Origin of the sequence: Serratia bockelmannii, from assembly GCF_008011855.1 — a bacterium.
Taxonomy (GTDB): Bacteria; Pseudomonadota; Gammaproteobacteria; order Enterobacterales; family Enterobacteriaceae; genus Serratia; species Serratia bockelmannii.
On record NZ_VOUX01000002.1, the window covers coordinates 177079 to 202882 of the forward strand.

Sequence of the window (25804 nt, forward strand, 5' to 3'; positions counted from 1 at the left end):
AAAGAATCCTTACTATAACGGCAAATTATTTTCACACCAGACGGGCTGAAGCCGATCTCGCAGAACGCTGAAATTTAGAGGTTTATCTCGCGACGCGCGCTCTTTGGCCGAAATGCTGCTACCACCGCGGCGTGCGTTTCGACGTAAGGCCCGTCGAGCAGTTGAATGCAATAAGGCACGCTGGCGAAGATGCCGTGCACCACCGCATTGCCCTGCTCATCCTTTACCCCTTCCAGCGTTTCTTTGATCGACTTCGGTTGGCCGGGCAAGTTGATGATCAGCGCCTGCTTGCGGATCGCTCCCACCTGGCGAGAAAGAATTGCCGTTGGCACATAGTGTAGGCTGATCTGACGCATTTGCTCGCCGAAGCCGGGCATCACGCGATCGGCGATCGCCAGCGTGGCGTCGGGGGTGACGTCGCGACGCGCCGGCCCGGTACCGCCGGTGGTCAGCACCAGATGGCAGCCCATTTCGTCCACCAGCTCACACAGCGTTTGTTCAATTTGCGTCTGCTCATCGGGGATCAGCCGGGTTTCCAGCTTGAACGGCGTCGCCAGCGCGCCGGCCAGCCACTCCTCCAGCGCCGGAATGCCTTTATCCTGGTAAACGCCGCCGGAAGCGCGGTCAGAAACGGAAACCAAACCAATACGTAAAATATCCATGCGTAACCTCTACAGCCTGATGGGGTCCGAACGGGTTCGTCTCCCGTTCTGTTGTCATTGCCGAGAGTATAAGGGCTTCCCCCGCCGGCGGGAGCGTCGGGCATAAAAAAAGGTGGCCTGAGCCACCTTTTTACTGCGCGATCTGCAGGAATTACAGCAGGTCGGCGATCATTTTTTCCAGTTTACCCTGGTCTACGGCGAACTTGCGGATGCCGTCGGTCAGTTTCTCAACCGCCATCGGATCCTGGTTGTGCTGCCAGTAGAACTCAGGTTCGGTCAGTGCGGCAGGACGCGCCTTCACTTCACCGGTGTAAGACAGTTTGCGCTCCAGCGCGCCTTCGCTCTCCGCCAGCTCTTTCAGCAGCGCAGGCGCGATGGTCAGGCGGTCGCAGCCGGCCAGTTCGATGATTTCGCCGACGTTACGGAAGCTGGCGCCCATCACCACGGTGTTGTAACCGTGCTGTTTGTAGTACTGGTAAATTTCGGTCACGGAGATCACGCCCGGATCTTCGTGCGGGGCGAACTCTTTCTTGTCGCCGTTGGCTTTGTACCAGTCGAGGATACGGCCAACGAACGGCGAGATCAGGTAAACGCCGGCTTCGGCACAGGCGCGAGCCTGAGCGAAGGAGAACAGCAGCGTCAGGTTACAGTTGATGCCTTCTTTCTCCAGCTGCTCCGCCGCGCGGATGCCCTGCCAGGTCGAGGCCAGTTTGATCAGAATGCGATCGTTGCTGATGCCGGCTTCGTTGTACAGCTTGATCAGGCGCTTGGCCTTGGCCACGCTGGCAACGGTGTCGTAAGACAGACGCGCGTCAACCTCGGTGGAGATGCGGCCCGGAACCAGTTTGAGGATCTCCAGACCGATGTTGACTGCCAGCTTGTCGGCGGCGTCGGCGATCTGCTGCTCGCGATCGCTGCTCTGGCCGCGCGCCCAGGCGATGGCTTCGTCAATCAGTTTGCGGTATTCAGGAATTTGGGCTGCATTGAGGATCAGCGAAGGGTTGGTTGTGGCGTCCTGCGGTTGATACAGCTTCATTGCCGCGATATCACCCGTATCTGCAACCACTGTAGTCAGCTGGCGCAGGGAAGTTAATTTGTCGGTCATGTTGGCATTATCTCATCGTTTGTGCATGAACTTTTGGCATTGTTCAACCATGCCCTGCCCTGATAATAACATGCGCCAAGCCCGGCGCAAGGCTGGAAAACCGCGGCGCGCAAGCATCTGTTTTATCCTTGGGCGAGCAACCGTTTACGCCGATATCTTTCGCCATAACCGAGCGGATGGAAAGGCAATAACGTGCTATCGCCCGAATAAATTATGTTAAATTCGAAAAAATTGATGCAATTCGTCCGCTAATCTGCGAAAAATCTTAATCGACTGACGCCGGACCGATTCCAGCTAAGCTCTTGTAAAAAATAGGCCAATGTTTTTCACCTGCGGTGGATGCTGACAGGTGCGCATGACATTTCGATAAGAGGAGGGATCCCTTGACGGACCTGATGAATTTTATAAACAACATTTTGTGGGGGTCAGTGCTGATTTATCTGTTGCTCGGCACCGGCATCTACTTCACGTTGCGTACCCGCTTTATCCAGCTTCGCCACTTCAGCCACATGTTCTCGGTGTTGAAAAACAGCAATAAAAGCGACAGCGCCGGCATCTCCTCTTTTCAGGCGCTCTGTACCACGCTGGCGGCGCGCGTCGGCACCGGTAACCTGACCGGCGTCGCCATTGCCCTCACCGCCGGCGGCCCCGGCGCCATCTTCTGGATGTGGGTGGTGGCGTTTATCGGCATGGCCACCTCCTTTGTGGAAAGCTCGCTGGCTCAGCTCTACAAAACCAAAGACGATAACGGCAACTACCGCGGTGGCCCGGCCTATTACATGGAAAAAGGTCTCGGCATGCGCTGGATGGGCGTGCTGTTCTCCATCTTCCTGATCATCGCGTTCGGCCTGGTATTCAACGCCGTGCAGGCCAACTCCATCGCCCAGGCCTCCGCCGTCGCCTTCCATTTGCAGCCGCTGCACGTCGGCATCGGCCTGGTGTTGCTGAGCGGCGTGGTGATCTTCGGCGGCATCCGTTCCATCGCCAAAGTGGCCGAACTGGTGGTGCCGCTGATGGCCGGCGCCTACCTGCTGTTGGCTCTCTGGGTGATTGGCCATAACATCGAACACATGCCGGCGATCCTGGCGCTGATCTTCAAAAGCGCCTTCGGCCTGCAGGAAGCCGCGGCCGGCGCCGTCGGTTACGGTATTTCCCAGGCGATGACTCAGGGCGTGCAGCGTGGCCTGTTCTCCAACGAAGCCGGCATGGGCTCGGCGCCCAACGCGGCGGCGTCCGCCTCGCCTTATCCGCCGCATCCGGCTTCGCAAGGTTATGTGCAAATGCTCGGGGTGTTTATCGATACCATCGTCATCTGCAGCGCCACCGCGGCGATCATCCTCTCTTCCGGCATACTCAATCAGCCGACCGACAGCATCAGCGGCATCGATCTGACCCAGCGCGCGCTGTCAACCGCCGTCGGCAGTTGGGGGGCACCGTTCGTCGCCATCGCCATCTTCTTCTTCGCCTTCACCTCGATCATCGCCAACTATGCCTATGCCGAGAGCAACCTGGTGTTCCTCGAGCACAACCACCCGGGCGGCCTGCTGATTTTCCGCTGCGTGGCGCTGGGCATGGTGATGTTCGGCGCGCTGGCGGAGCTGCCGCTGGTGTGGAAAATGGCAGATACCTCCATGGCCCTGATGGCGATCACCAACCTGACGGCGATCCTGCTGCTGTCGCGGGTGGCGCTGAAACTGGCCGACGACTACCATCGCCAACGCCGCCTGGGCAAGCTGCCAACCTTCGACGCCACCCGTTATCCGGAGCTGAAGTCGCAGCTGGAGCCGGGCGTGTGGGACGACCAAAAGCCGCCGCGCTGAGTTTTCCGGGGCGCCTGCGATACGCGCCCCGGCCTATTGGACCGATTGCCCCTTTTTCCCGCGCTTTTTGCTACAGTATCCGCACTTGGATAAACAGGATCTGGCCATGCTCGTTATTATTTCCCCTGCAAAAACGCTCGATTACGAAAGCCCGCTGGCGACAGAACGCTTCACGCAGCCCGAACTGCTGGACAAGTCGAAACAGCTGATCAAAATTTGCCGCGAGCTGACGCCGGCGCAAATCGCCAGCCTGATGAGCATCAGCGACAAGCTGGCTGGGCTGAACGCCGCGCGCTTTAGCGAGTGGCAGCCGACATTTACCCCGGACAATGCCCGTCAGGCGCTGCTGGCGTTCAAAGGCGACGTTTACACCGGCCTGCAGGCGCAGGATTTCAGCGAAGCCGATTTCGACTTCGCCCAGCAGCATCTGCGCATGCTGTCCGGCCTGTATGGCGTACTGCGCCCGCTCGATCTGATGATGCCGTATCGGCTGGAGATGGGCATCAAGCTGGAAAACCCGAAGGGCAAAGACCTGTACAGCTTCTGGGGCGATCAGATCACCAAAAAGCTCAACGAAGCGCTGGAGCAGCAGGGCGATGACGTGGTGGTCAATCTGGCGTCCGACGAGTATTTCAAGGCGGTGAAGCCAGCCAAACTGCACGGCGCGCTGATCAAACCGGTGTTCCTCGACGAGAAGAACGGCAAGTACAAGGTCATCAGTTTCTACGCCAAGAAAGCGCGCGGGTTGATGAGCCGCTTTATCATCAAGAACCGCCTGACGCGCAGCGAACAGTTGGTGGACTTCAACCTGGAAGGCTACGCCTTCGACGAAGCCGCCTCGCAGGGTAATGAACTGGTGTTCAAACGCCCGGAGCAGGCATAAAAAAAGCCGTCGCAAGACGGCTTTTCGCATTTTAGCCTGCCGAACTTCAGGCCGGCAGTCCCATCAGGAACTTGCGCAGCTCGCCGAAATTGGCCGGCAGCGAGTGCGACAGCAGCGGCAGATCGGCCCGCAGCGCCAGCGCTTTCGGCAACGGCAGTTCCTGGCCGAGGATCGCTTCTACGCTCTCTTTAAACTTGGCCGGATGCGCGGTACCGAGGAACAGGCCAAACTCTCCTTCCTGCAGCTGGTCACGCAGCGCGCGATAGGCAATGGCCGCGTGTGGTTCTGAGATATAGCCCAGCTCGGCCAGTTCACGCATCGTTTCCTTGGTGGTCTCATCGCTGACCGCCGCGTGACCCAGCTCTTTCAGCTGCCAGACCTTACGACGGAACAGCTCTTCCACGCGCGGCCAGTTGTTTGGCTGGCTGACGTCCATGGCGTTGGACAGCGTCGCGACCGTAGCGTGCGGCTGCCACTGGCCGCTGGTCAGGAAGCGCGGCACGGTGTCGTTGGCGTTGGTGGCGGCGATGAAGCGCTTCACCGGCAGACCCAGCGACTTGGCCAGCAGCCCGGCGGTCAGATCGCCGAAGTTGCCGCTCGGCACCGAAATGACCAGCTGATTGCGCGCTTCCTGCGGCAGCTGCGCCACCGCTTCGAAGTAGTAGCAGATCTGCGCCAGCAAGCGGCTGATGTTGATCGAGTTGGCCGAGTTCAGGTGCAGCGCATCTTTCAACTCCTGATCGTCGAACGCCTGCTTCACCAGCGCCTGACAGGCGTCGAAGTCGCCGTCGATCGCCACGGTGTGAATGTTGCCGCCCAGGGTGCAGAACAGCTTTTCCTGCAGCGGGCTGATTTTGCCCTGCGGATACAGGATCACCACCCGGACGTTTTTCAGGCCGTAGAAGGCGTGCGCCACGGCGGCGCCGGTGTCGCCGGAGGTGGCGGTCAAAATGGTCACCGGCTGATCGCCGGCCACTTCCGCCAGCATCTGCGCCATAAAGCGGCCGCCAAAGTCTTTGAACGCCAGCGTCGGGCCGTGGAACAGCTCCAGGCAGGAGACGTCTTCCGTCACTTTCGCCACCGGCGCCGGGAACTCAAAGGCGGCCTGTACGCGTTTCTTCAGCGCAGCTTCCGGCACCTCTTCGCCGATAAAGGCCGACAGAATGCGGCTGCTGCGGGTGACAAAATCCTGCTCCAGCAGCTGGTCGATCTCGGTCAGTTCGAACGCCGGCAACTCCAGCGGGAAGAACAGCCCCTGCTGCTTACCCAGGCCTTGTTTGATCGCCTGCGCGAAGCTGACCTGCTCGTTGTGATCCTTAAGGTTGTACAGTTTCATGCGTTATCCCAGTAGTCGAGCGCCTGCGGTATCCAGACGGCAAATATGAACAAAACCTTCGTCGTTTTGCAGATAGTGTTGTTGCAGCCAGGCGGCCATGCGCTGCGCGGTAGCGCCGTCGTTGCAGACGGCGAACAGCGTCGGGCCGGAGCCGGAGATGCCGCAGGCCAGCGCGCCGATGTCCTGCGCCGCCTTGCGCGCTTCGGCAAAGCCCGGCAACAGCCGGGTGCGGTACGGTTCAGCGATCACGTCCTGCATCAATTTGGCGGCCAGCTGCGGCTGCCGGGTATGGCAGGCGTGAATAAAGCCGGCCAGGTAGCGGCCGTGGCTGATGCAATCCTGACGACGGTATTGCGCGGGTAAAATGGCGCGCGCTTCGGCGGTGGACACTTTGATGCCCGGATAGGCCATAACCCACAGCCAATCGTCAAAGCACGGCACCTCCTGGCTGATAATGCCTTCTTCTTCCAGCATCAGCTGCAGGCCGCCCAGATAGCAAGGCGCCACGTTGTCGTAATGCACGCTGCCGGAAATGCGCCCTTCCAGCTCGCCCATCAGGCCGAGCAGCGTCATTTTATCCAGCGGCCGATCGCAGAATTCGTTCATCGCCATCAGCCCAGCCACCACCGAACAGGCGCTGGACCCCAGCCCCGATCCGATCGGCATGTTCTTTTCCAAGCGCATCGCCACCGGCACTTCGCGGCCGATCTCCTGGCAGAAACGCTCCCAGCATTGATAAACGATGTTCTCTTTCGGCTCGGCCGGCAGCTTGCTGACGAAGCGCCCGGCATTCTGCAAACTGAACGTTTCGGCGGCTTCGACGCTGACGCAGTCGCCCAGCAGCGTGCCGTCGATCGGCGAAACCGCCGCGCCCAGCACATCGAAACCGACGCTGACGTTACCGATCGAGGCCGGTGCATACACCTTAACCATATTAAACTCCCAACTTCCATGACAGTGTGCGCAGCAGATCGGCAAACACGCCCGCTGCGGTCACATCGTTACCGGCGCCGTAGCCGCGCAGCACCAGCGGCAGCGGCTGATAATAGCGGCTGTAGAAGGCCAGCGCGTTCTCGCCGTTCTTCACTTTATACAACGGATCGTTGCCGTCCACCGCCTCGATGCACACCTTGCAGCGCCCTTCGTCGATCAGGCCGACATAGCGCAGCACCTTGCCTTGCTCGGCGGCGTTGGCCACGTTGCGCGCGAATTCTTTATCCAGCTCCGGCAGCCGCGCCAGGAACTGATCCACATCGCCCGACGCGTCGAAGGACGGCGGCAGCACCGCCTCAACCTCGATATCGCTCAGTTCCAGTTTGTAACCGGCCTCGCGCGCCAGGATCAGCAGCTTGCGCGCCACGTCCATACCGGACAGGTCGTCGCGCGGATCCGGTTCGGTGTAGCCGTTGGCCCTGGCCTGCAGGGTCGCGGCCGACAGCGACATCCCTTCGTCCAGCTTGCCGAAGATAAAGGACAGCGACCCGGACAGAATGCCGGAGAAGCGCACCAGCTCATCGCCGGCGTTCAGCAGGTTTTGCAGGTTCTCAATCACCGGCAGACCGGCGCCAACGTTGGTGTCGTAGAGAAACTTGCGGTGCGAACCGGCAGCGGCCGCGCGCAGTTGCTGATAATAGTTCATCGACGAGGTGTTGGCCTTTTTGTTCGGCGTCACCACGTGGAAACCGTCCGCCAGGAAGTCCACGTATTGATCGGCCACCGCCTGGCTGGAGGTACAGTCGACGATCACCGGGTTCAGCAGGTGATACTCCTTCACCAGCCGGATCAGGCGGCCGAGATTGAACGGCTCCTGCGCGCCGGCCAGCTCGTCGCGCCAGCTGTCCAGCGCGATGCCGTGCACGTTGGTCAGCATCACGCGCGAGTTGGCGATGCCGCACACCCGCAGGTCGATATGTTTTTGCTTCAGCCACGGCTGCTGGCGGTAGACTTGCTCGATCAGCGCCCCGCCGACGCCGCCGACGCCGATGACGAACACTTCGATCACCTGATCGGTGTTGAACAGCATCTGGTGGCTGACGCGCACGCCGGTGGTGGCGGAATCATTGCTGACCACCACCGAAATTGAACGCTCGGAAGAGCCCTGGGCGATAGCGACGATATTGATGTTGGCGCGCGCCAGCGCGGAGAAGAAGCGCGCGGAGATGCCACGCAGGGTGCGCATGCCGTCACCGACCACCGAGATGATCGCCAGGCGTTCCATGACGTCCAGCGGATCCAGCACACCGTCTTTCAACTCCAGATAGAACTCCTCTTCCAGCGCCCGGCGGGCGCGCTGCAGTTCACCCTGCGGCACGCAGAAGCTGATGCTGTATTCGGAAGAGGATTGGGTGATCAGCACCACCGAAATGCCGGCGCGCGACATCACGGCGAACACCCGTGCGGCCATGCCGACCATGCCTTTCATGCCCGGGCCGGAGACGTTGATCATCGCCATGTTGTTCAGGTTGGTGATGCCTTTGACCGGCATCGCGTCATCGGTGCTGTCTTTACCGATCAGCGTGCCGGGGGCTTGCGGGTTAGAGGTGTTTTTAATCAGGCAAGGGATTTGGAACTGGGCAATCGGCGTGATGGTGCGAGGATGCAGCACTTTGGCGCCGAAGTAGGAGAGCTCCATCGCCTCCTGGTACGACATCGATTTCAGCAGCCTGGCGTCCGGTACGGTGCGCGGATCGCAGGTATACACGCCGTCGACGTCGGTCCAGATTTCGCAACAGTCGGCGCGCAGGCAGGCGGCCAGCACCGCGGCGGAATAGTCGGAGCCGTTGCGGCCCAACACCACCAGCTCGCCCTTGTCGTTACCGGCGGTGAAACCGGCCATCAGCACGATGTGGTCGGCCGGGATCGCCGCTGCGGCGATGCGCAGCGTGGACTCGGCGATGTCCACGGTAGACTCCAGGTAGTGGCCCTGCGCCAGCAGCTTCTCCACCGGGTTGATCACCGTGACCGGATAGCCCTTGGCGCGGAACACCCCTTCCATGATGGCGATGGAGAGTTTTTCGCCGCGGCAGATGATCGCCGCGTTCACGCTGTCCGGGCACTGCCCCAACAGCGAGACGCCGTGCAGCACCTGCTTGAGTTGCGCGAACTCCTGATCGACCACGCCTTTCAGGCGATCGTATTCAAAGCCCGGCAGCGCCTGCGCCAGGCCGCTCAGCAGATCGGCAAAGATCCGCTCGGCGTCGCTGATATTCGGCAGAATGTCCTGACCCGCCACCGTCTTGTCGATCATCGCCACCAGATGGTTGGTGATCTTTGCGGGGGCGGACAAGACCGTGGCTACCTGTCCCTGACGCGCGTTACTCTCCATGATGTCGGCGACGCGCAGAAAACGTTCCGCATTCGCTACCGAGGTTCCGCCAAATTTCAGCACTCGCATGTGTCATCTCTCCGAATTTAAGCCGAAAAAAAAGCCCGCACTGATTAGGTGCGGGCTTTTTTCTGTGTTTCCTGTGCGCGTCAGCCCGCCCCGTTACCTGTGGTATCGGTGGTGGTAATAATTGTGGTTTTCAGGCTGATGTTGCGCATGTTGTCTGTCTGTCTCATGAAATACTCTGTCCCCTCTATTGGTTAAAGCAATCGCTATCCCAAGTCAAACTATTTCTTTTTTTTGCTTATTTTCCGTTCAGCGGCGACATTGCGCGATATCGGAGGTGAAAAGCAAAACGACAGAACAAAAAAACAACTTAAAGCCGATTTACTAGTGGATCACGCTGGGTAACCGTCTGATGGAGCCGCTATCACTTGGCGAGTTTTTTTTCGATGTCGTGCAGCAGCGTATGCAACATCGCCGTGTCTCGCTGTTGCAACGCCCCGAGGCGCTGATGCAGCCAATCGCGCAATTTTTGGTCATCGCCGACATCCAAAGCGTTCAACAAGGCATCGGCGCGGTGGCGCAGCGCTTTGAGTTGCCCTTCCGACGCCACCTTTTCCTGCGGCGTGCTGACGCCCATCAGGCTCGCCAACTGGTAGCAGTACACCATCACCGCCTGGCCCAGGTTAAGCGACGGGTAGTCCGCCTGCATCGGCACGCCGGTCAGCAAATCTGCCAGCGCCAGCTCTTCGTTGGTCAGGCCGGAATCTTCACGGCCGAACACCAGCGCGGCCTGGCCGACCCACTGCTTACGCTCACTCAGCTGTTCCAGCAGCTCAGGCGGCGTGCAGTAGTAGTGAAAACGCGCGCGGCTGCGGGCGGTGGTGGCGACCGTGAAGTCTACATCCGCCAGCGCCTGTTCCAACGTGGCGAACGTTTGCACGCCGTCGAGGATCTCGCCGGCCCCGTGTGCCACCCAGCATGCAGCCGGCTGCAGGTGCGCCTCGCTGTCGACGATGCGCAACGAAGCGAAGCCCATGGTTTTCATCGCGCGCGCCGCCGCGCCGACGTTTTCCGGCCGCGCCGGAGCCACTAAAACAATATGAAGCTGCATCACTCTTCCACCGAAGGCGGGCCTGCGCTTTTGACGGTATCGCAGCGCCCGCTTATATTTACAATTGCGTAACAATAAACGCGTTAATAGCAACAAACAAGATTAAACGGCTCGTTGAGCTAATAAATCCGCCGTAATAGTCATTATTCATGCTTATGTTTTACTGTATTTATTTATCAATGAGTTAAAACAAGACGATGATCAATAAGCGAATAATTGTATCCTATCGGGCCCGATAATGCTGAATCGTTCACAGAATTTGAGGTTCTGTGACTTAAACTGGCATTTCTGTAAGTGTTTTTCACAAATCTGTTAACGTGCTACAATTGAATTTGATATATGTCAACAAAGCGTAGTTTTGTTGGGTGATGAATTCGGCACGCGCTGTTATATTGCTGTTAATGGGGTTAGGATATGCGCCGATTTGGCACCCCAGGGGTTGTAGGGAACAGCATCCCCACCAGGCTAGCGATCTTGTTGACATGAGATGGAAAGTGCATCAAGAACGAGTTTACGTACTTTAGTCATTTGCTGAGAGGGAACGTGGCGCTATCTCTGCCCTCCTCTAAGAAAACAGAGACTTCTGTACTTCCTATTTTCTATTTTGTTGGCAATTTTAGGTAGCAAATATGCAGACCCCGCACATTCTGATTGTCGAAGACGAGTTAGTCACTCGTAACACCCTGAAGAGCATTTTCGAGGCGGAAGGCTACATTGTTCATGAAGCCAATGATGGTGCAGAGATGCACAATATCCTGTCTGAAAATGATATCAATCTGGTCATCATGGACATCAACCTGCCAGGCAAAAACGGCCTGCTGTTGGCGCGCGAACTGCGTGAACAGGCCAGCGTCGCCTTGATGTTCCTGACCGGCCGCGATAACGAAGTGGATAAGATCCTCGGCCTGGAAATCGGCGCCGACGATTACATCACCAAGCCGTTCAACCCGCGTGAGCTGACTATCCGCGCACGTAACCTGCTGTCGCGCACCATGAATCTGGGCAGCCTGGGCGAAGAGCGCCGCCTGGTCGAGAGCTACAAGTTCAACGGGTGGGAACTGGACATCAACAGCCGCTCGCTGATCAGCCCGGCCGGCGAACAGTACAAACTGCCGCGCAGTGAATTCCGCGCCATGCTGCACTTCTGCGAAAACCCGGGCAAGATCCAATCCCGCGGCGAACTGCTGAAGAAGATGACCGGTCGCGAACTGAAGCCACATGACCGCACCGTGGACGTCACCATCCGTCGCATTCGCAAACACTTCGAATCGACGCCGGACACGCCGGAAATCATCGCCACCATTCACGGCGAAGGCTACCGCTTCTGCGGCGAGCTGGAAGAGTAACTCCCGCCTGCCGTCATGAAAACGGGGTTCAGCATGCTGAACCCCGTTTTTTTATTTCGTCTCAGCCCACGGCATGATCGGCACCGCGCTCAGCGCATTTTTCGGCGAGCCATCGATCACCTTGTCGGAATAGCTCAGGTAGATCAGTGAATTGCGCTTGGCGTCGTAGAAGCGCACCACCTGCAGCTTCTTGAACACCAGCGAAGTGCGTTTCTGGAACACCACATCGCCTTCCGCCTTGCCGTTTTTGATCTTGTCGCTCAGCTCTATAGGCCCGACCTGCTGGCAGGAAATGGCCGCGTCGGCGGTGTCTTCCGCCAGCCCCAGGCCGCCTTTGATGCCGCCGGTTTTGGCGCGGCTGATATAACAAGTTACATTTTTAACATCCGGATCGTCGAACGCTTCGACCACGATTTTGTGGTCCGGCCCCAACAATTTAAACACCGTATCAACGGAGCCCACTTGCTCAGCCTGTGCGCTTCCCACGGTTGCGCAAACCAAACCGAATAAAAATATCCAGCTTTTTTTCATTTACTTAACTCCGATATAACCTTGCCGCAAAAATAGGTTCGGCGATCGCCATTATTTATGTCTAAGCTCACGGAATCGGTTTTATACGGGTCCGCACCGTCCGTTTTAGCACAGAGCGTGACAAAAATCTTTGAGAGTCGCGGAGTAAAAAAGTTGCTATGATGCGGCGTCGTTATTTCTTTGCGCCCACTACGGTGTACCCCAATCCAACTCTGGCGCGGCATGCGCAGCAGAGGCAAAGAGTGCAACGCATAATGGCTCATGGATCGGTCTGATAGCGCAGCACCAGCGTGACGAATCAACAGTTCGGGTTCCTACCCCCAAGCTTTACGAGGAAGATCTATGGATCAAGCCGGTATCATTCGTGATCTGCTTAGCTGGCTGGAAAGCCATTTGGACCAACCCTTGTCGCTGGATAACGTGGCGGCCAAGGCCGGCTACTCCAAATGGCATCTGCAACGGATGTTCAAAGATATTACCGGTAATGCCATCGGTGCTTACATCCGGGCAAGGAGACTGTCCAAAGCCGCCGTCGCGCTGCGTCTGACCAGCCGGCCGATTTTGGATATCGCCCTGCAATATCGTTTCGACTCGCAGCAGACCTTCACCCGCGCCTTCAAAAAACAGTTTGCGCAAACGCCGGCGCTGTACCGCCGCGCCGAGGACTGGAATGCGTTCGGCATCTGTCCGCCGATCCGTCTGGGGGCCTTCACTCTGCCGCAGCCGGAATTCGTCTCGCTGCCAGACAAACACCTGGTCGGCCTGACCCAAAGCTACTCCTGTACGCTGGAACAGATCACCACCGTGCGCACTGAACTGCGCTCGCAGTTCTGGCGTCAGTTCCTCGGTGACGTCGAAACCCTGCCGCCGGTGCTGTACGGGCTGCACCACTCGCGCCCAAGCCAGGAGAAGGACGACGAACAGGAAGTGCTGTATACCACGGCGCTGGAGCCGGATCAGGTGCCTGACAAGGTACAGGAAGGCCAGCCACTGGTGTTGCCGGGCGGCGAATTTGCGATGTTCAGCTACGAAGGGCCCACCGAGGGGCTGCAAGACTTCATCCTGACGGTGTATGGCACCTGCCTGCCGGCGCTCCAGCTGACGCGCCGCAAAGGGCACGACATCGAGCGTTTCTACCCGAAAGGCGAGCGCCGTCCGCATCAGGCGCCTATCGAGATCAAGTGCGATTACCTGATCCCGATTCGGCGTTAACGCTGCAGTTCGTCCAACGCGGGCATGTCCAGGTGCGTGACATCGCCCGCCGTTTCCACGATCCAGCCGGAAGCCAGCCACGGGCTCTGCTGGTGATCGACGCGCGACAATGAGCAGTTGCGCAAGCGCAGGCGGCGTTCCGCATAGGCCGGTAGCCCAAGCACCGTACTGATCAAACACCCCAACGCGATGCCATGGCTGACGAGCAGCGGTTTACTGCCTTCAGGCAGCATCAGGCAGCTCTCCAGCGCGGCGCGCATGCGCTCGCCCAGCTCCTCCATGGATTCGCCTTGAGGGATACGGCCGTCAGGAGTACCATCGACCATCTGTTTGCGCCACTGCTCTTCCTGCGGCGTCAAACTGTCGATCAGGCGTTCTTCCAGAACCCCCATGTGCAGCTCACGCAAACGCGGATCGCCAATCACTTCGCAGCCACAGGCTTCGGCGATGATTTGCGCGGTGCGGCGCGTGCGCCCCAGATCGCTGGTAATGATGTGCGTAATGCCTTCTTTGCTGACCCGCCTGGCGACCAGACGGGCCTGGTGTTCACCCATGGCGGTTAACGGGCTGTCGGACTGACCCTGGATGCGGCGAGCCGCGTTCCATTCCGTTTCGCCATGGCGAACGAGGTATACCTGTAACATTTTTGTTTTCCGTTATACTGCGTGAAATTTGCGTTTATCCCCGGCCCGGCGGCGCTTTTGCCGCTGCCCGGCGTATCGGCCAGAAGGATATCAAACCCGTTATGTACCATGTTGTCGCTGCAACTACCAACCCGGCAAAGATCAAGGCTATTCAACTCGCCTTCGATGACGTCTTTGGCGCGGGCCAATACCGCATTGAATCCGTTGACGTCGCCAGCGGCGTCTCGCTGCAGCCGATAGGCAACCACGAAACCCGCACCGGTTCGCGTCAACGCGTCATGGAAGCGCGCCAGGTCAGGCCCGAGGCCGATTTTTGGGTCGGCGTGGAAGCCGGGATTGAAGAGAATATGACCTTCGCCTGGATGACCATCGAGAACCCGCACATCCGTGGCGAATCCCGCTCGGCGAGCCTGATGCTGCCGGAAGTCATCTTACAAGGTATTCGCGCCGGTCGCGAATTGGGCAGCGAAATGGCGGCGATCACCGGCAACGCCGAGGTGAAACGTCAGGGCGGCGCCATCGGCGTCTTCACCGACGGCCGGCTGAGCCGCACCAGCGTTTACCACCAGGCGCTGCTGCTGGCGCTGGTGCCGTTCCACAACGCCATCTATCAGCAATAACGCTGAGTCTGCTAGGGCGCGTCGTGCAGCAACTGCTGCTCAAGCCACTGTTTCAGCGCGGGTGAAGCCGCTTTCAGGCTGTTAGAACCGCGGGTGATGGTGGCGATCCCCGCGCCCAGTTCATTTTTCAGCTCGCGCTGGCTCATCTCGCCGCGCATCAATTCCTGAATGATCCGCACCCGGGTGCCCAGCGCGGTGCGCTCGTCCGGCGTCAACATCAGCTGCAACAGCGGTTGATGAAGTTCTTGCGCAAACGAATTCTGCAGCAGCGCGACGAAGCGCAGCCAATCCTCATTGCCTTGTTCTGAAAGAGCGGGGTCGTTTAACGATAATTGCGTCATGGCAGCCACCATACTATTTAACTAGTACAGCAGCATACCATAGGGCCGTCAAAATCAATAACGTCTCTGCCACTCGGCGTCGGTCAGCACCTTGGCCGGCCGGTGCGTCAGATAACGGTAAAACGCATCATAAGCCAGCACGTTCTTGACGTAGCCGCGGGTTTCAGAGAACGGAATGCTTTCGATGAACGCCACCGGATCGATCCGCCCCGCGCTGTTGCCCAGCCAGGTATTCACCCGCGACGGGCCGGCATTATAGGCGGCGCTCGACAGAATGCGGTTGCGGCCGAACTGCTGATAGACCGACTCCAGATAGCTGGTGCCGATGGTGATATTGGTCTGCGGATCGAACAGTTGGCTCGGGCCGACATAGCCGGGAATATTGAACATCTGCACCGTATGCTGCGCGGTGCGCGGCATCACCTGCATCAGGCCGGCGGCACCGACCGGCGACTGCGCCTTCGGATTCCAGGCGCTCTCCTGGCGCGCGATCGCCATCGCATAGCTGCTGGTGATCCCCTTGTCATCGGTGGCGCGGCGGAACTCCTGTGGCCAAGCGACCGGGAACCGTTCCTCCAGATGATCCCACAGCTTGCCGACGATGGTCGCCTGCACGCTCAGATCGGCCCATTTTTGCTCAAAGGCGTAGCGCGCCAGTGCCTCTTGTTCCGGCCGGCTGCGGCTGGCGACGTAGGAGCCCCATTCGCTGCGGGCCAGGTTGTCCATATTCCAGTACATCAGCTCGCGTACCCGGGCGACCTCCGGCCCGTCGACCAGCGACGTGCGCGGCTTGGCCGCCACCGCCACCATCACCGGATAAGTGGCGTTCAGCTTCTGCGCCGCCACCATCGGATAGAAACCGCGTTCGGTCATCAGGTTGCGCAACATCTCCTCGCCTTCGGCGCGTTTGCCTTCGTCCATCAGCTGACTGGCGCGCCAGTAGCGCCACTCATCCTTGTTGCGCGACGCTTCCGGCAGACGGGCCAGCCAGGTCGCGACGCCCTGCCGATCGCCGTTACCCAGCGCCATGCGCACCCGGCGCTCCAGCAGCGAAGGCGAACGGCTGCGCAGAATCACCTGATCGCGCCACTGCGCCTGTTCATAGGTAGCGTCGCTGCCCATCAGGCGCCAGGCCACCGACTCTTCCAGCCCCAGCCGCTCGTCGTCGCTCATTTTCTGCAGCCGCGCGAGCGTCGGGATCATCGCCCGCGCGTTTTCCACATCCTGCCGCGCCAGGCGTTCAAAGGCGATGCCGGTGGCGGCACGGGTAAAGTCGGTCGGCCCTACGCTGCGGGCGAAGGCTTCCACGGTGGTCGGATCGTTTTGCAAGCGCACCAGGGCGTTGCCCATGGTTTGATAGTCGGCCGGCAGTTGGCTGTAAAGGTTGCTGACCAGCGAGCTGTTGCCCTCTTTCAGCGCCAGCTTCATACGCGCCAGAATATCCAGCGGCGTTTGCTTGCCTGCGCCGCGCCAGACGCTGAACAGCCGATCGCAGGCGCTCGGCAACGTTTTGCCGTTCAACCACAGTTCATCGGCGCCGCTCCAGGCTGCCTGCTGGTCGCCGGTAGCCCATTTGGCGTAGTAATAGTTGCAGCGCGCCGCCACCGGTTTGGGCGGCTGCGGGCTGAAGGCCAACAGGGTGCGCCAGTCCTCGCGACGCGCCAACTCATTGACGAAGCGCGGCGCCAGTGATTTCGCCGGCGGCAGCGTCGGGTTGCGTTTGATAAAGTCGTTCACCTCGGAGAACCCCGCCTGACTCAGATCCTGAGTCAGCTCGCGGTATTCCAGGTAAGGATAAAGCGGGTAATCGCGCAGTGTCGGCATCAGCTGCGCCACCACGTCCATCTGATTGCCGTCCCACGCCTGTTTGATCTGCTGGTAGCGCTGACGTTGCGCATCCAGAGAATCCGCCAGCGCCGCGCCTGAAAACGCCGTCAGGCACAGCCCCATCGCCAACAGCCGTCGCTTGTCCACCTTGACCATCCTCGCTCTTTCCTCACTGGTTATACCGCAGGAGCCGCCCAGCTCCCCGGTGACCGCCGCGCCACGGCGCCGCGGGACAAAATAAAGCCGGGCACACGGCCCGGACGCAGATATCTACCATAGACAGCGCAATCGCTTATCCATTCAATACTGTAGAAGAAGAAGTGTATCGCCATGACCGGAGTCAGGTAAAAAACGTTTACTTTGGCTGACAAATCAGGCCGACGGGATATTTACGGCCACCGGATTTTTATTAGCCGCAGCGGCGTTTATTGGAGAAGTAAAATACCTTTTAATTATTAGCTATCACATTATTTCATTTGATAGAGGGTACAGCCGTTGCGCAAATCGCCTGACAGCTGGCCAAACGCGCCAACTTTGCAGAAAAGCGGTGGCAAACCCGGGTAGGCATTTTTATACTATCAAAAATAAGTAGGATAATTCCGAGAAAACAGCACATAAAGCGCCCAACGAGGACATCTTATAATACAATCCGCGCCAATTATGGGTTAGATAGTGTTCATTAGGCAGTGCGACTGACAGCTTTCAGCAAAACGATTGTCCCTTCAAGCGGACCGGATTTTTCCTTGTCAGGCCACGGCCTGCGGGCGGTAGATCAGGCCGGAATGGCGGGTGAAAATGGCGAGTAAGACCGCGATAGCGATGCGTTGCGCAAAAAGCCCCGTACCGGGCTTCCATGCCGCACGCCTGAATATCGGTCGCCTGCTGCTGATCGTTTTGTTAACGCTGCTGACGTTGTCCGGGCCTGCGCACGCCGCCGATGATCCCTATCAAAAGCGCACGCACGCCGTGACGACCGTGGTGGTAGGCATCATCAGCTACGCCCGCTGGTCGCGTGAACCCAATCCGATCCGCTTGTGCGTGACCGCGCCCACCCAGTATGCCGAAGGGCTGTTCGATCCGATCCTGCTGAGCGCGCCGCGCCCGATTAAAGCCGAGCGCGTGCCGTTCGACAGCCCAACGCTGAGTACCGGCTGCGATGTCATCTACTTAGGGAACATCACCGCCGCGCAGAGACAAAATTTCATGCAGCGCATTTCCGGCAACTCCATTCTCAGCATCAGCGAAAACGATAGCGAATGCTCCGCCGGCAGCGCTTTTTGCCTGCAGATCGATGGGGACCAGGCCAGTTTCAAGGTCAACCTGGACGCTCTGGCGCGCAGCGGCGTGCGCGTTCACCCCAACGTGCTGCAGCTGGCACGCAAACAGGCGCCGCCGCTATGAGGCTGTTGCGTAGAAACCGCTCTGGCAATGCGCGCCCGACGCTGGGCCGAGTGCTGCAGCGGGTGCATCTTGGGCTGGCGCTGATCGCCGTCGGCACCGCCGGCATCTTTTTGACGCTGGTGGCGCTGTTTGCGCTGCGCGCCTATGCCAATCACAACCTGCACCTGATCGCGCGCTCCATCAGCTATACAGTCGAAGCCGCCGTAGTGTTTGAAGATCGCACTGCCGCGCGCGAGGCGCTGATGCTGATCGCCTCCAACGAAGAGGTATCGGACGTGCGGATCCTCGACAACAACGGCAAGATGCTAGCCAACTGGCGCCATCCCACCGATGGGCCGCTGCATGGCCTTGAGCAGATCGTCGCGCACTGGGCGCTGCCCGAGCCGGTCATTCTGCCTATCACCCACGAGGGCAAGCAGGTCGGTCAGGTCTGGCTGAGCGGTAACGGCGGCAGCCTGCTGCGTTTCCTGTTGCGCGGCATGGTCGGCATGATCGCCTGCCTGGTGCTCAGCACCCTGTGCGCCCTGGTGTTGTCGCGCCGTATGCTGGTCGGCATCGTCAGTTCGCTGGACGACATCGCCAATGTGGCGCATGCGGTGCGCCGCGATCGCACCTTCGGCCTGCGGGTGCCGTCGGCGCCTATCGCCGAGTTGCATGAGCTCAGCAACGATTTCAACGGCTTGCTCGACGAGCTGGAGGCCTGGCAGGCCCATCTGAAGCAGGAGAACGACTCGCTGGCGCACCGGGCAACGCACGACAGCCTGACCGGTTTGCCGAACCGCGCCTTCTTCGAAGGGCGACTGAGCCGGGCGCTGGGCGATATCGAATCGCCGGCGAAATTGGCGGTGCTGTTTATCGACGGCGATCGTTTCAAGGAGGTGAACGACAGTTACGGCCACGCCGCAGGCGATGCGGTGCTGACCACCATTGCCGGGCGCATTCGCGCGCAGCTGCGCGAAACCGATCTGGTCGCACGCCTGGGAGGGGATGAATTCGCCGTGCTGCTGGCGCCGGTACACGGCACGGAAGATGTCTTGCAGATCGCTGACAACATCATCGACTGCATGACGCAACCGGTCATTTTGCCGAACGACGAGACGGTCATTACCTCTCTGAGTATCGGTATTGCGCTGTACCCTGATCACGCGTCAACGCCTCAGGGTCTTTTGCACGAAGCTGACGATGCGATGTATCAGGCAAAGCATCGTTATAACGGAGGCTGGCGGCTGGCTATACATAAATAAGAGCCCCGGCTATAACACTTGAACTAGGGATTTTGACTATGATACAGCAACTGTTTAAAGGTCGTTTTTCACTGCTGGCGATAACGTTCGTCACCCTGCTGGCGCTCGCCGGCTGCCAGAGCAAACCGCAGGGCCTGACACCCGAGCAGGTTGCGCTGCTGCAATCGCAGGGCTTCAAACTGACCGATAACGGCTGGGAGTTCGGCCTGTCGGATAAAGTGCTGTTCGGCAACAATATCGGCAAGCTGAACCCGGAAAGCACCGAGACGGTGCAGAAGATGGGCCGTGCGCTGCTGAGCGTCGGCATCACCAAGTTCCGCCTGGACGGCCATACCGACAACTACGGTGAAGACAGCTACAACGACCAGCTATCCCTGCGCCGCGCCGATGCGGTGGCCGATCTGCTGGCCAGCGTCGGCATTCCGCGCGCCAATATCGAAACTCGCGGCATGGGCAAACGCGACCCCGTTGCCGATAACCGCACCTCCAGCGGCCGCGCGGAAAACCGCCGCGTCGCGATCGTCGTCACGCCATAAGCCGCCAATATGCGCCTTTATCGGCGCATAAACGGTTATACTTAGCGATCGCTGAGCGATGTCTGGGATCCGAGATCGAAACGGGCTACACTCATGCCGCCAGACATCCTATAAATACTGATATAGAGAGGCTTAGAGCAACGTGGCTCAATACGTCTATACCATGCACCGCGTCGGCAAGGTAGTACCGCCGAAGCGTCATATTTTGAAAAACATCTCCCTGAGCTTCTTCCCTGGGGCAAAAATCGGCGTACTGGGCCTGAACGGCGCCGGTAAGTCCACCCTGCTGCGCATCATGGCCGGCATCGATACCGATATCGAAGGGGAAGCGCGCCCGCAGCCGGGCATCAAGATCGGTTATCTGCCGCAGGAGCCGCAGCTTAACCTCGAACACACCGTGCGTGAATCGGTGGAAGAAGCGCTGGCGGAAGTGGTCGGCGCGCTGAAACGCCTGGACGAAGTGTACGCACTATACGCGGAAGAAGGCGCAGACTTCGACAAGCTGGCCGCCGAACAGGGCCGCCTGGAAGAGATCATTCAGGCGCACGACGGTCACAACCTCAACGCTCAACTGGAACGCGCCGCCGATGCGCTGCGCCTGCCGGACTGGGACGCCAAAATCGCCCACCTGTCCGGGGGTGAACGCCGCCGCGTCGCGCTGTGCCGCCTGCTGCTGGAAAAACCGGACATGCTGCTGCTGGACGAACCGACCAACCACCTGGACGCCGAGTCCGTGGCCTGGCTGGAACGCTTCCTGCACGACTTCGAAGGCACCGTGGTGGCGATCACCCACGACCGTTACTTCCTGGATAACGTGGCCGGCTGGATCCTCGAACTCGACCGCGGCGAAGGCATTCCGTGGGAAGGCAACTACTCGTCCTGGCTGGAGCAGAAAGACGCGCGTCTGGCGCAGGAAGCGTCCGCCGAAGCCGCTCGTCGCAAGTCGATCGAGAAAGAGCTGGAGTGGGTGCGTCAGGGTGCCAAAGGCCGTCAGTCCAAAGGCAAGGCCCGTTTGGCCCGCTTCGAAGAGCTGAACAACACCGAATACCAGAAACGTAACGAAACCAACGAACTGTTCATCCCACCTGGCGCACGCCTGGGCGATAAAGTGGTCGAAGTCAGCAACCTGCGCAAGTCCTACGGCGACCGCCTGCTGATCGATGACCTGTCGTTCTCGGTGCCGAAAGGGGCAATCGTCGGCATCATCGGCCCGAACGGCGCGGGTAAATCCACGCTGTTCCGCATGATGTCCGGTCAGGAGCAGCCTGATTCCGGCAGCATCGTGTTGGGCGATACCGTCAAGCTGGCGTCCGTCGATCAGTTCCGCGACAGCATGGACGGTTCGAAAACCGTGTGGGAAGAAGTCTCCGGCGGGCAGGACATCATGCGCATCGGCAACACCGAGATGCCGAGCCGTGCCTATGTCGGCCGCTTCAACTTCAAGGGCGTCGATCAGGGCAAACGCGTGGGCGAGCTGTCCGGCGGTGAGCGTGGCCGTCTGCACCTGGCCAAGCTGCTGCAGGTTGGCGGCAACGTGCTGCTGCTCGATGAACCGACCAACGACCTGGATATCGAAACCTTGCGCGCACTGGAAAACGCCCTGCTGGAATTCCCTGGCTGCGCCATGGTGATCTCGCACGACCGTTGGTTCCTCGACCGTATCGCCACCCACATCCTGGACTACCAGGACGAGGGCAAGGTGGAATTCTTCGAAGGCAACTTCACCGAGTACGAAGAGTACAAGAAGCGTACGCTGGGCGCCGACGCGCTCGAGCCGCACCGCATCAAGTACAAGAAGATCGCCAAGTAATACGAAAGGCGCCGCATGCGGCGCCTTTTTTTATGCCCGCGCCCGCCGATAGTCGCGCGGCGAGCATGCCATCATGCGCTTAAAGGCGTGGCTGAACGCGCTGTCTGAGTCGTATCCCAAACGCTGCGCGATGACGGACACCGGTTCGCTGCCGGTACGCAAAGCCCGCGCCGCCAGCAACATGCGCCAGCGCGACACGTATTCAAGCGGTGCCATGCCGGCCTTCTGCTTGAAGCGCAGCGCCAACGTCGAACGGGAAACGCTCGCCGCGTCGGCCAACGCCGCCACCGTCCAGCGCCGGGCGGGATCGGCGTGCACCGCCAGCATCGCGGCGCCGATGCGCGGATCGAACAAGGCGGGCAGCCAACCCGACGCCGCACTCTCCTCCCCCATCAGGTAAATCCGCAGTGCCTGGGTCAACATGATTTGCCCCAGATGATGCGTCATCAACGTACTGCCCGGCGAAGGCCTAACCAGCTCATCCGCCAGCCGTTGCAACGCCCATTGCAGCACGGCAGCCTCTTCCGTGCCTCCGCGGATCACCATCAGCGCGGGCAGGCTGCCAAACAGCCGTTCCACTTCCTGGCCGAAGCTAAAGCGGCCACCGATAAACAGGCACGTTTCCCCCTCGCCGCAGCTCGCCATGCCGTTTTTCGCCTGCAGATAGAGCGCGTCGGCGTCGAGCGCCGGCAGTGACAAGTCGCTGCCAACGGTCAGCGGCAGGCTGCGAGTCAGCAATAAACAGTCGCCGGCCGCCAGCCACAGCGGCTCGGCCTGCCCTTCCGCCGCCAGCCAACAGCCGCCGCGCACCACCGCGTTGAACTTCCCGCCTTGCGGAGCGGGAAAATGAACGGCCCAGTCGCCGCCGGCCTTCAGGCCGCCGAAAAACGCATTCTGGCTGTTCAGTGGCGCCAGCACTTCCGATAAAGGATCCATACCCTCTCCCCCCAAGGCCCTTTCAAGAGCATAGCCCGTGCGATGCTCCAGCCAAAGGCCTTAGGACGATGGCGACAGAAATTAGGTTTTTGTTGCATTCAGCCGCTGATAGAGCCGACTTACACTCCCAGTGTCACAGCCAACCGCAGCGAGGAACGCCCAATGAACCGACAAATGCCCCTCAACACCAGCTTTAACGCCACCACCACCGCCGCCGACGTGCTCAAAGATAGGCAACTGGCCGGCATGACGGCGCTGATAACCGGCGGTCATTCCGGCCTGGGATTGGAAACGACTCGCGCATTGACGCAAGCGGGAGCACAGGTGATCGTCGCCGCCCGCAATCCCGTCATCGCCCGTACCCGTCTGGCCATCGCCGGTATCAGCAACATCGACATTTATGAGCTTGATTTGGCCGACCTGAGCAACATCAGAAAGTTCACGCAACAACTTCTGGCGACCGGCGTCCACCTCGATATGTTGATCTGCGGTGCCGGCATTATGGCCTGTCCTGAAACCCGTATCGGCCCAGGCTGGGAGGCACAATTCGCGATCAACCACCTGGGGCATTACGCACTGGTGAGCCACCTCTGGCCGGCATTGGCGGGCGGCGCCCGCGTTGTCGTCATCTCCTCTTCCGGTCACCATGCCAGCGCCATACGCTGGAATGACGTTCAGTTTCACAGCGGCTATGACAAGTGGCTGGCCTATGGCCAATCGAAAACCGCTAACGCGCTCTTCGCCCTCCAGCTTGACAAGCTGGGGAAAAACGCCGGCGTGCGCGCCTTCTCGCTGCATCCCGGCATGATCCCAACGCCGCTACAGCGCTATCTCTCGCAGGAAGAGATGCTCGCATTGGACTGGATCGACGCCAACGGCAAACCCGCCCACCCGGAAATGCTGAAGACCCCGCAACAAGGAGCGGCAACCCAGGTCTGGGCGGCGACATCGCCCCAACTCAATGGCCTTGGCGGACTGTATTGCGAAGATTGCGATGTCGCCCGGCGCAACGATGACACCGGCTTTTCCTTCAGCGGCGTAAAAAGCTACGCCGTCGATCCTGAACAGGCCCAACGCCTGTGGAAACTCTCGGCGCAACTCACCGGCGTCGATGCCTTCGGCAAGATTTAATCAGGAGCCCACCGATGCAGAATCGCCAAATCATCCTCGTCAAACTCCCGCAAGGAAAACTGACCGTCGATTGTTTTCAGACTCGGGAGGCCCCCATGCCGATCCCCGGCCCTGAAGAGGTTTTGTTGCGCACGCTTTACGTGCCTCTGGATGCGGCCAGCCGAGCCTGGATGCAGGGCGTCACCTATCGTTCCGGACTGCAGGCGGGAGACGTCATGGCTGCGACCGTGCTGGCCGAAGTCGTCGAGTCGCGCTCTCCCCTGCTGGCCGCCGGAGATTTAGTGCTGGCAGAAACCGGCTGGCAAACCTTCGCAGTCGTACCGGCGGCAGGCGCGCTCAAGCAGTCGGATATCGTTCCGCATACGCACTTGCTCAGCGTTTACGGCGTGCCTGGACTCACCGCTTACTTCGGCCTGCTGGAATGCGGACGCCCCAAGGCCGGTGAAACCGTCGTCGTATCCGCCGCCGCGGGGGCGGTAGGCATGTTCGCCGGACAAATCGCCCGGCTTCACGGCTGCCGCACGGTGGGCATTGCCGGCGGCGGCGCCAAAACGGCGCTGCTGACGGACAGGCTGGGGTTCGACGCGGCGATAGATTATAAAGCGGAAAATCTGCATGACGCCCTGCGCCGCTCGTGCCCCAACGGCATCGATGTGCTGTTCGACAACGTCGGCGGCAATATTTTGGCGACCAGTCTGCAGCACATGGCAAAACAGGGGCGCATCGTTTGCTGCGGCGCGGTATCGCAGTACGATACGGCCTTTCCGCCGGCAGCACCTGCCGGGATCCCCGGTGTGTTGATCGTCAACAGCTTGACGATGCGTGGGTTCCTGTTGGCCGATTTCCTTCACCGCCAAGAACAGGCGCTGGCGGCGCTCACGGTCTGGATCGCTGAAGGAAAACTTGCGGTCATCGAAGACCTGATCACCGGTTTCGAACTGCTGCCCGCTGCGCTGGTCGGCCTGCTGGCGGGCAAAAATAGAGGGAAGAGCATCGTTCAGGTGGCGCGGCCCTCCGTCTGAAGAGAAGGCTCTGCGCGCCCCGGCCATCATTCCCGCGCCAGCTCGCGCGCGTAGTCGTCGAACGCCGGATGCTGCAGCACCACATCGATGAAACAGGCCAGCGCCGGGGAATTCAGCTTGCGGCTCGGGTAGACCAGATACAGCTCGTTCCCTTCCGCACGCCACGCCGGCAACACCTCCACCAACAGCTTCTGCGCCACCACCTCGCGGCTGAGAAACGCCGGCAGCAGCGTGATGCCGGCACCGGCAATGGCACATTCGCGTGCATACAGCAGGTTGTCGGTGGTGTGCGCCAGCGGCAGCTGCCAGCGGTAATAATCGTCGCCGCAGCGCAGGTTCCAGGCCGTCCAAGCCCGATGGGCGATGCAACGATGCTGCTGCAGTTGCTGCGGGTGTTCGATCGGCGGATGCTGCGCCAGATAGGACGGCGCAGCCAACAGATAGCGCGGCGCGTACCCGAGGCGGCGGCCGATCAGTGAAGAATCCTGCGGCTTGCCGGTACGCAGTGCGGCGTCGTAACCTTCCTGCACCAGATCCACCATGGCGTCGGACACCGACACCTCCAGCGAAACGTCCGGGTACTGGCGCTGAAAATCCGCCGCCAGCCGCGCCACCAGGGTTGCCCCTAGCCCGGCAGGCGTCGAGATGCGCAGGCGGCCGCTCGGGTTATCGCGCAGCCGCTGCAGCGCCAGATCGGCGCGTTCGGCGGCGGACATCATCGCCTGACAATGCTCCAGATAACGCTCACCGGCGAAGGTCAGGTTCAGCTGGCGCGTGGTGCGATTGAGCAATCGCAGCCCCAGCGTTTGTTCGAGCTGGCTGATACGCTGGCTGACGCTGGACTTCGGCAGCCCGACGCGCTGCGCGGCGGCGGTAAAACTGCCGCACTCCGCCACCAGCGCGAACAGCGCCATGTCCTACAGCTGTTTGAATTCCATTGTTCACCTTAAACGAA

24 protein-coding genes and 1 other annotated feature are annotated in these 25804 nt (G+C 60.0%); of the genes, 11 read left to right on the forward strand and 13 right to left on the reverse strand.

The window, feature by feature from the left end; genetic code table 11:
• Nucleotides 1–74 precede the first annotated feature (74 nt).
• Nucleotides 75–662 (reverse strand): molybdopterin adenylyltransferase, encoded by a 588-nt coding sequence (gene mog / locus FOT55_RS02900; protein WP_015376607.1) that lies wholly within the window; start codon nucleotides 660–662, stop codon nucleotides 75–77.
• 151 nt (nucleotides 663–813) lie between these two features.
• Nucleotides 814–1767: a transaldolase gene (gene tal / locus FOT55_RS02905; RefSeq protein ID WP_004932982.1), complete on the reverse strand. Its 954-nt coding sequence runs from the start codon at nucleotides 1765–1767 to the stop codon at nucleotides 814–816.
• A 383-nt stretch (nucleotides 1768–2150) separates the two neighbouring features.
• Between tal and FOT55_RS02910 the strand changes: the two genes are divergently transcribed.
• Both FOT55_RS02910 and yaaA read left to right on the forward strand, forming a co-directional pair.
• Entirely contained in the window at nucleotides 2151–3587 is a 1437-nt protein-coding gene (locus FOT55_RS02910) for an alanine/glycine:cation symporter family protein (protein WP_147823064.1), read from the forward strand.
• A 106-nt stretch (nucleotides 3588–3693) separates the two neighbouring features.
• Nucleotides 3694–4470 carry a peroxide stress protein YaaA gene (yaaA, locus tag FOT55_RS02915; protein ID WP_060448178.1) on the forward strand — a complete coding sequence of 259 codons (777 nt, stop codon included), beginning with the start codon at nucleotides 3694–3696 and terminating at the stop codon, nucleotides 4468–4470.
• 46 nt (nucleotides 4471–4516) lie between these two features.
• Here the strand turns inward: yaaA and thrC are convergent, their stop codons facing one another.
• The 5 genes from thrC to FOT55_RS02940 all read right to left on the reverse strand — a co-directional run bounded on the left by thrC (nucleotide 4517) and on the right by FOT55_RS02940 (nucleotide 10248).
• A complete protein-coding gene (gene thrC / locus FOT55_RS02920; protein ID WP_147823065.1) occupies nucleotides 4517–5806 on the reverse strand; it encodes a threonine synthase in 1290 nt (429 codons plus the stop codon).
• A gap of 3 nt (nucleotides 5807–5809) precedes the next feature.
• Entirely contained in the window at nucleotides 5810–6739 is a 930-nt protein-coding gene (gene thrB / locus FOT55_RS02925; RefSeq protein ID WP_049205430.1) for a homoserine kinase, read from the reverse strand.
• A 1-nt stretch (nucleotide 6740) separates the two neighbouring features.
• Nucleotides 6741–9200, reverse strand: a complete 2460-nt coding sequence (gene thrA / locus FOT55_RS02930; protein ID WP_049205431.1) for a bifunctional aspartate kinase/homoserine dehydrogenase I — start codon at nucleotides 9198–9200, stop codon at nucleotides 6741–6743.
• A 24-nt stretch (nucleotides 9201–9224) separates the two neighbouring features.
• Nucleotides 9225–9342 (reverse strand) — a sequence feature (Thr leader region).
• Entirely contained in the window at nucleotides 9281–9367 is an 87-nt protein-coding gene (gene thrL / locus FOT55_RS02935; RefSeq protein ID WP_071525951.1) for a thr operon leader peptide, read from the reverse strand. It overlaps the preceding feature by 62 nt.
• A gap of 194 nt (nucleotides 9368–9561) precedes the next feature.
• Complete coding sequence (locus FOT55_RS02940) at nucleotides 9562–10248, reverse strand: tRNA/rRNA methyltransferase (RefSeq protein ID WP_147823066.1); 687 nt, start codon at nucleotides 10246–10248, stop codon at nucleotides 9562–9564.
• A 629-nt stretch (nucleotides 10249–10877) separates the two neighbouring features.
• Between FOT55_RS02940 and arcA the strand changes: the two genes are divergently transcribed.
• Nucleotides 10878–11594, forward strand: coding sequence for a two-component system response regulator ArcA (gene arcA, locus FOT55_RS02945; protein ID WP_025305229.1), 717 nt, complete (start codon nucleotides 10878–10880; stop codon nucleotides 11592–11594).
• 51 nt (nucleotides 11595–11645) lie between these two features.
• Here arcA and creA read toward each other — a convergent pair whose 3' ends face one another.
• Nucleotides 11646–12125: a protein CreA gene (gene creA, locus FOT55_RS02950; protein WP_004933005.1), complete on the reverse strand. Its 480-nt coding sequence runs from the start codon at nucleotides 12123–12125 to the stop codon at nucleotides 11646–11648.
• Nucleotides 12126–12467: 342 nt separating this feature from the next.
• Here creA and robA point away from each other — a divergent pair, with 342 nt between their 5' ends.
• Nucleotides 12468–13337, forward strand: coding sequence for an MDR efflux pump AcrAB transcriptional activator RobA (robA, locus tag FOT55_RS02955; protein ID WP_033641224.1), 870 nt, complete (start codon nucleotides 12468–12470; stop codon nucleotides 13335–13337).
• Here robA and gpmB read toward each other — a convergent pair.
• On the reverse strand, nucleotides 13334–13981 hold the full coding sequence (gene gpmB, locus FOT55_RS02960) for a 2,3-diphosphoglycerate-dependent phosphoglycerate mutase GpmB (RefSeq protein ID WP_025305227.1): 648 nt from the start codon (nucleotides 13979–13981) through the stop codon (nucleotides 13334–13336). The genes robA and gpmB overlap by 4 nt on opposite strands.
• Before the next feature lie 101 nt (nucleotides 13982–14082).
• Here gpmB and yjjX point away from each other — a divergent pair, with 101 nt between their 5' ends.
• A complete protein-coding gene (gene yjjX, locus FOT55_RS02965; RefSeq protein WP_004933015.1) occupies nucleotides 14083–14601 on the forward strand; it encodes an inosine/xanthosine triphosphatase in 519 nt (172 codons plus the stop codon).
• Between the two features lie 11 nt (nucleotides 14602–14612).
• Here yjjX and trpR read toward each other — a convergent pair whose 3' ends face one another.
• Together trpR and sltY are read right to left on the reverse strand one after the other, a co-directional pair.
• Nucleotides 14613–14942 (reverse strand): trp operon repressor, encoded by a 330-nt coding sequence (gene trpR, locus FOT55_RS02970; RefSeq protein WP_016929152.1) that lies wholly within the window; start codon nucleotides 14940–14942, stop codon nucleotides 14613–14615.
• Nucleotides 14943–14996: 54 nt separating this feature from the next.
• Nucleotides 14997–16925: a murein transglycosylase gene (sltY, locus tag FOT55_RS02975; RefSeq protein WP_038630194.1), complete on the reverse strand. Its 1929-nt coding sequence runs from the start codon at nucleotides 16923–16925 to the stop codon at nucleotides 14997–14999.
• 633 nt (nucleotides 16926–17558) lie between these two features.
• Between sltY and FOT55_RS02980 the strand changes: the two genes are divergently transcribed.
• The 4 genes from FOT55_RS02980 (at nucleotide 17559) to ettA (ending at nucleotide 21760) form a co-directional block, all read left to right on the forward strand.
• Nucleotides 17559–18170, forward strand: coding sequence for a YfiR family protein (locus FOT55_RS02980; protein WP_406882615.1), 612 nt, complete (start codon nucleotides 17559–17561; stop codon nucleotides 18168–18170).
• Complete coding sequence (locus tag FOT55_RS02985; protein ID WP_025305223.1) at nucleotides 18167–19414, forward strand: diguanylate cyclase domain-containing protein; 1248 nt, start codon at nucleotides 18167–18169, stop codon at nucleotides 19412–19414. The genes FOT55_RS02980 and FOT55_RS02985 overlap by 4 nt, the downstream gene beginning before the upstream one ends.
• A gap of 38 nt (nucleotides 19415–19452) precedes the next feature.
• Nucleotides 19453–19950, forward strand: coding sequence for an OmpA family protein (locus FOT55_RS02990; RefSeq protein WP_147823068.1), 498 nt, complete (start codon nucleotides 19453–19455; stop codon nucleotides 19948–19950).
• Nucleotides 19951–20092: 142 nt separating this feature from the next.
• Nucleotides 20093–21760: an energy-dependent translational throttle protein EttA gene (gene ettA / locus FOT55_RS02995; RefSeq protein ID WP_025159620.1), complete on the forward strand. Its 1668-nt coding sequence runs from the start codon at nucleotides 20093–20095 to the stop codon at nucleotides 21758–21760.
• 30 nt (nucleotides 21761–21790) lie between these two features.
• Here the strand turns inward: ettA and FOT55_RS03000 are convergent, their stop codons facing one another.
• Complete coding sequence (locus tag FOT55_RS03000; RefSeq protein ID WP_089181658.1) at nucleotides 21791–22696, reverse strand: AraC family transcriptional regulator; 906 nt, start codon at nucleotides 22694–22696, stop codon at nucleotides 21791–21793.
• A gap of 162 nt (nucleotides 22697–22858) precedes the next feature.
• On the opposite strand from FOT55_RS03000, the gene FOT55_RS03005 reads away from it, so the two are divergent.
• Together FOT55_RS03005 and FOT55_RS03010 are read left to right on the forward strand one after the other, a co-directional pair.
• A complete protein-coding gene (locus FOT55_RS03005; RefSeq protein ID WP_089181657.1) occupies nucleotides 22859–23827 on the forward strand; it encodes an SDR family NAD(P)-dependent oxidoreductase in 969 nt (322 codons plus the stop codon).
• A 14-nt stretch (nucleotides 23828–23841) separates the two neighbouring features.
• Nucleotides 23842–24849, forward strand: coding sequence for an NADP-dependent oxidoreductase (locus FOT55_RS03010; RefSeq protein WP_147823069.1), 1008 nt, complete (start codon nucleotides 23842–23844; stop codon nucleotides 24847–24849).
• A 26-nt stretch (nucleotides 24850–24875) separates the two neighbouring features.
• Here FOT55_RS03010 and FOT55_RS03015 read toward each other — a convergent pair whose 3' ends face one another.
• Nucleotides 24876–25763: a LysR family transcriptional regulator gene (locus FOT55_RS03015; RefSeq protein WP_147823070.1), complete on the reverse strand. Its 888-nt coding sequence runs from the start codon at nucleotides 25761–25763 to the stop codon at nucleotides 24876–24878.
• Between the last annotated feature and the right edge of the window lie 41 nt (nucleotides 25764–25804).

What these genes read in the sequence shown, in the direction of transcription:
- mog (WP_015376607.1), bottom strand. Translation starts at nt 662, where the DNA reads ATGGATATTTTACGTATTGGTTTGGTTTCCGTTTCTGACCGCGCTTCC.
- tal (WP_004932982.1), bottom strand. Translation starts at nt 1,767, where the DNA reads ATGACCGACAAATTAACTTCCCTGCGCCAGCTGACTACAGTGGTTGCA.
- yaaA (WP_060448178.1), top strand. Translation starts at nt 3,694, where the DNA reads ATGCTCGTTATTATTTCCCCTGCAAAAACGCTCGATTACGAAAGCCCG.
- thrC (WP_147823065.1), bottom strand. Translation starts at nt 5,806, where the DNA reads ATGAAACTGTACAACCTTAAGGATCACAACGAGCAGGTCAGCTTCGCG.
- thrB (WP_049205430.1), bottom strand. Translation starts at nt 6,739, where the DNA reads ATGGTTAAGGTGTATGCACCGGCCTCGATCGGTAACGTCAGCGTCGGT.
- thrA (WP_049205431.1), bottom strand. Translation starts at nt 9,200, where the DNA reads ATGCGAGTGCTGAAATTTGGCGGAACCTCGGTAGCGAATGCGGAACGT.
- thrL (WP_071525951.1), bottom strand. Translation starts at nt 9,367, where the DNA reads ATGAGACAGACAGACAACATGCGCAACATCAGCCTGAAAACCACAATT.
- FOT55_RS02940 (WP_147823066.1), bottom strand. Translation starts at nt 10,248, where the DNA reads ATGCAGCTTCATATTGTTTTAGTGGCTCCGGCGCGGCCGGAAAACGTC.
- arcA (WP_025305229.1), top strand. Translation starts at nt 10,878, where the DNA reads ATGCAGACCCCGCACATTCTGATTGTCGAAGACGAGTTAGTCACTCGT.
- creA (WP_004933005.1), bottom strand. Translation starts at nt 12,125, where the DNA reads ATGAAAAAAAGCTGGATATTTTTATTCGGTTTGGTTTGCGCAACCGTG.
- robA (WP_033641224.1), top strand. Translation starts at nt 12,468, where the DNA reads ATGGATCAAGCCGGTATCATTCGTGATCTGCTTAGCTGGCTGGAAAGC.
- gpmB (WP_025305227.1), bottom strand. Translation starts at nt 13,981, where the DNA reads ATGTTACAGGTATACCTCGTTCGCCATGGCGAAACGGAATGGAACGCG.
- yjjX (WP_004933015.1), top strand. Translation starts at nt 14,083, where the DNA reads ATGTACCATGTTGTCGCTGCAACTACCAACCCGGCAAAGATCAAGGCT.
- trpR (WP_016929152.1), bottom strand. Translation starts at nt 14,942, where the DNA reads ATGACGCAATTATCGTTAAACGACCCCGCTCTTTCAGAACAAGGCAAT.
- sltY (WP_038630194.1), bottom strand. Translation starts at nt 16,925, where the DNA reads ATGGTCAAGGTGGACAAGCGACGGCTGTTGGCGATGGGGCTGTGCCTG.
- FOT55_RS02985 (WP_025305223.1), top strand. Translation starts at nt 18,167, where the DNA reads ATGAGGCTGTTGCGTAGAAACCGCTCTGGCAATGCGCGCCCGACGCTG.
- FOT55_RS02990 (WP_147823068.1), top strand. Translation starts at nt 19,453, where the DNA reads ATGATACAGCAACTGTTTAAAGGTCGTTTTTCACTGCTGGCGATAACG.
- FOT55_RS03000 (WP_089181658.1), bottom strand. Translation starts at nt 22,696, where the DNA reads ATGGATCCTTTATCGGAAGTGCTGGCGCCACTGAACAGCCAGAATGCG.
- FOT55_RS03005 (WP_089181657.1), top strand. Translation starts at nt 22,859, where the DNA reads ATGAACCGACAAATGCCCCTCAACACCAGCTTTAACGCCACCACCACC.
- FOT55_RS03010 (WP_147823069.1), top strand. Translation starts at nt 23,842, where the DNA reads ATGCAGAATCGCCAAATCATCCTCGTCAAACTCCCGCAAGGAAAACTG.
- FOT55_RS03015 (WP_147823070.1), bottom strand. Translation starts at nt 25,763, where the DNA reads ATGGCGCTGTTCGCGCTGGTGGCGGAGTGCGGCAGTTTTACCGCCGCC.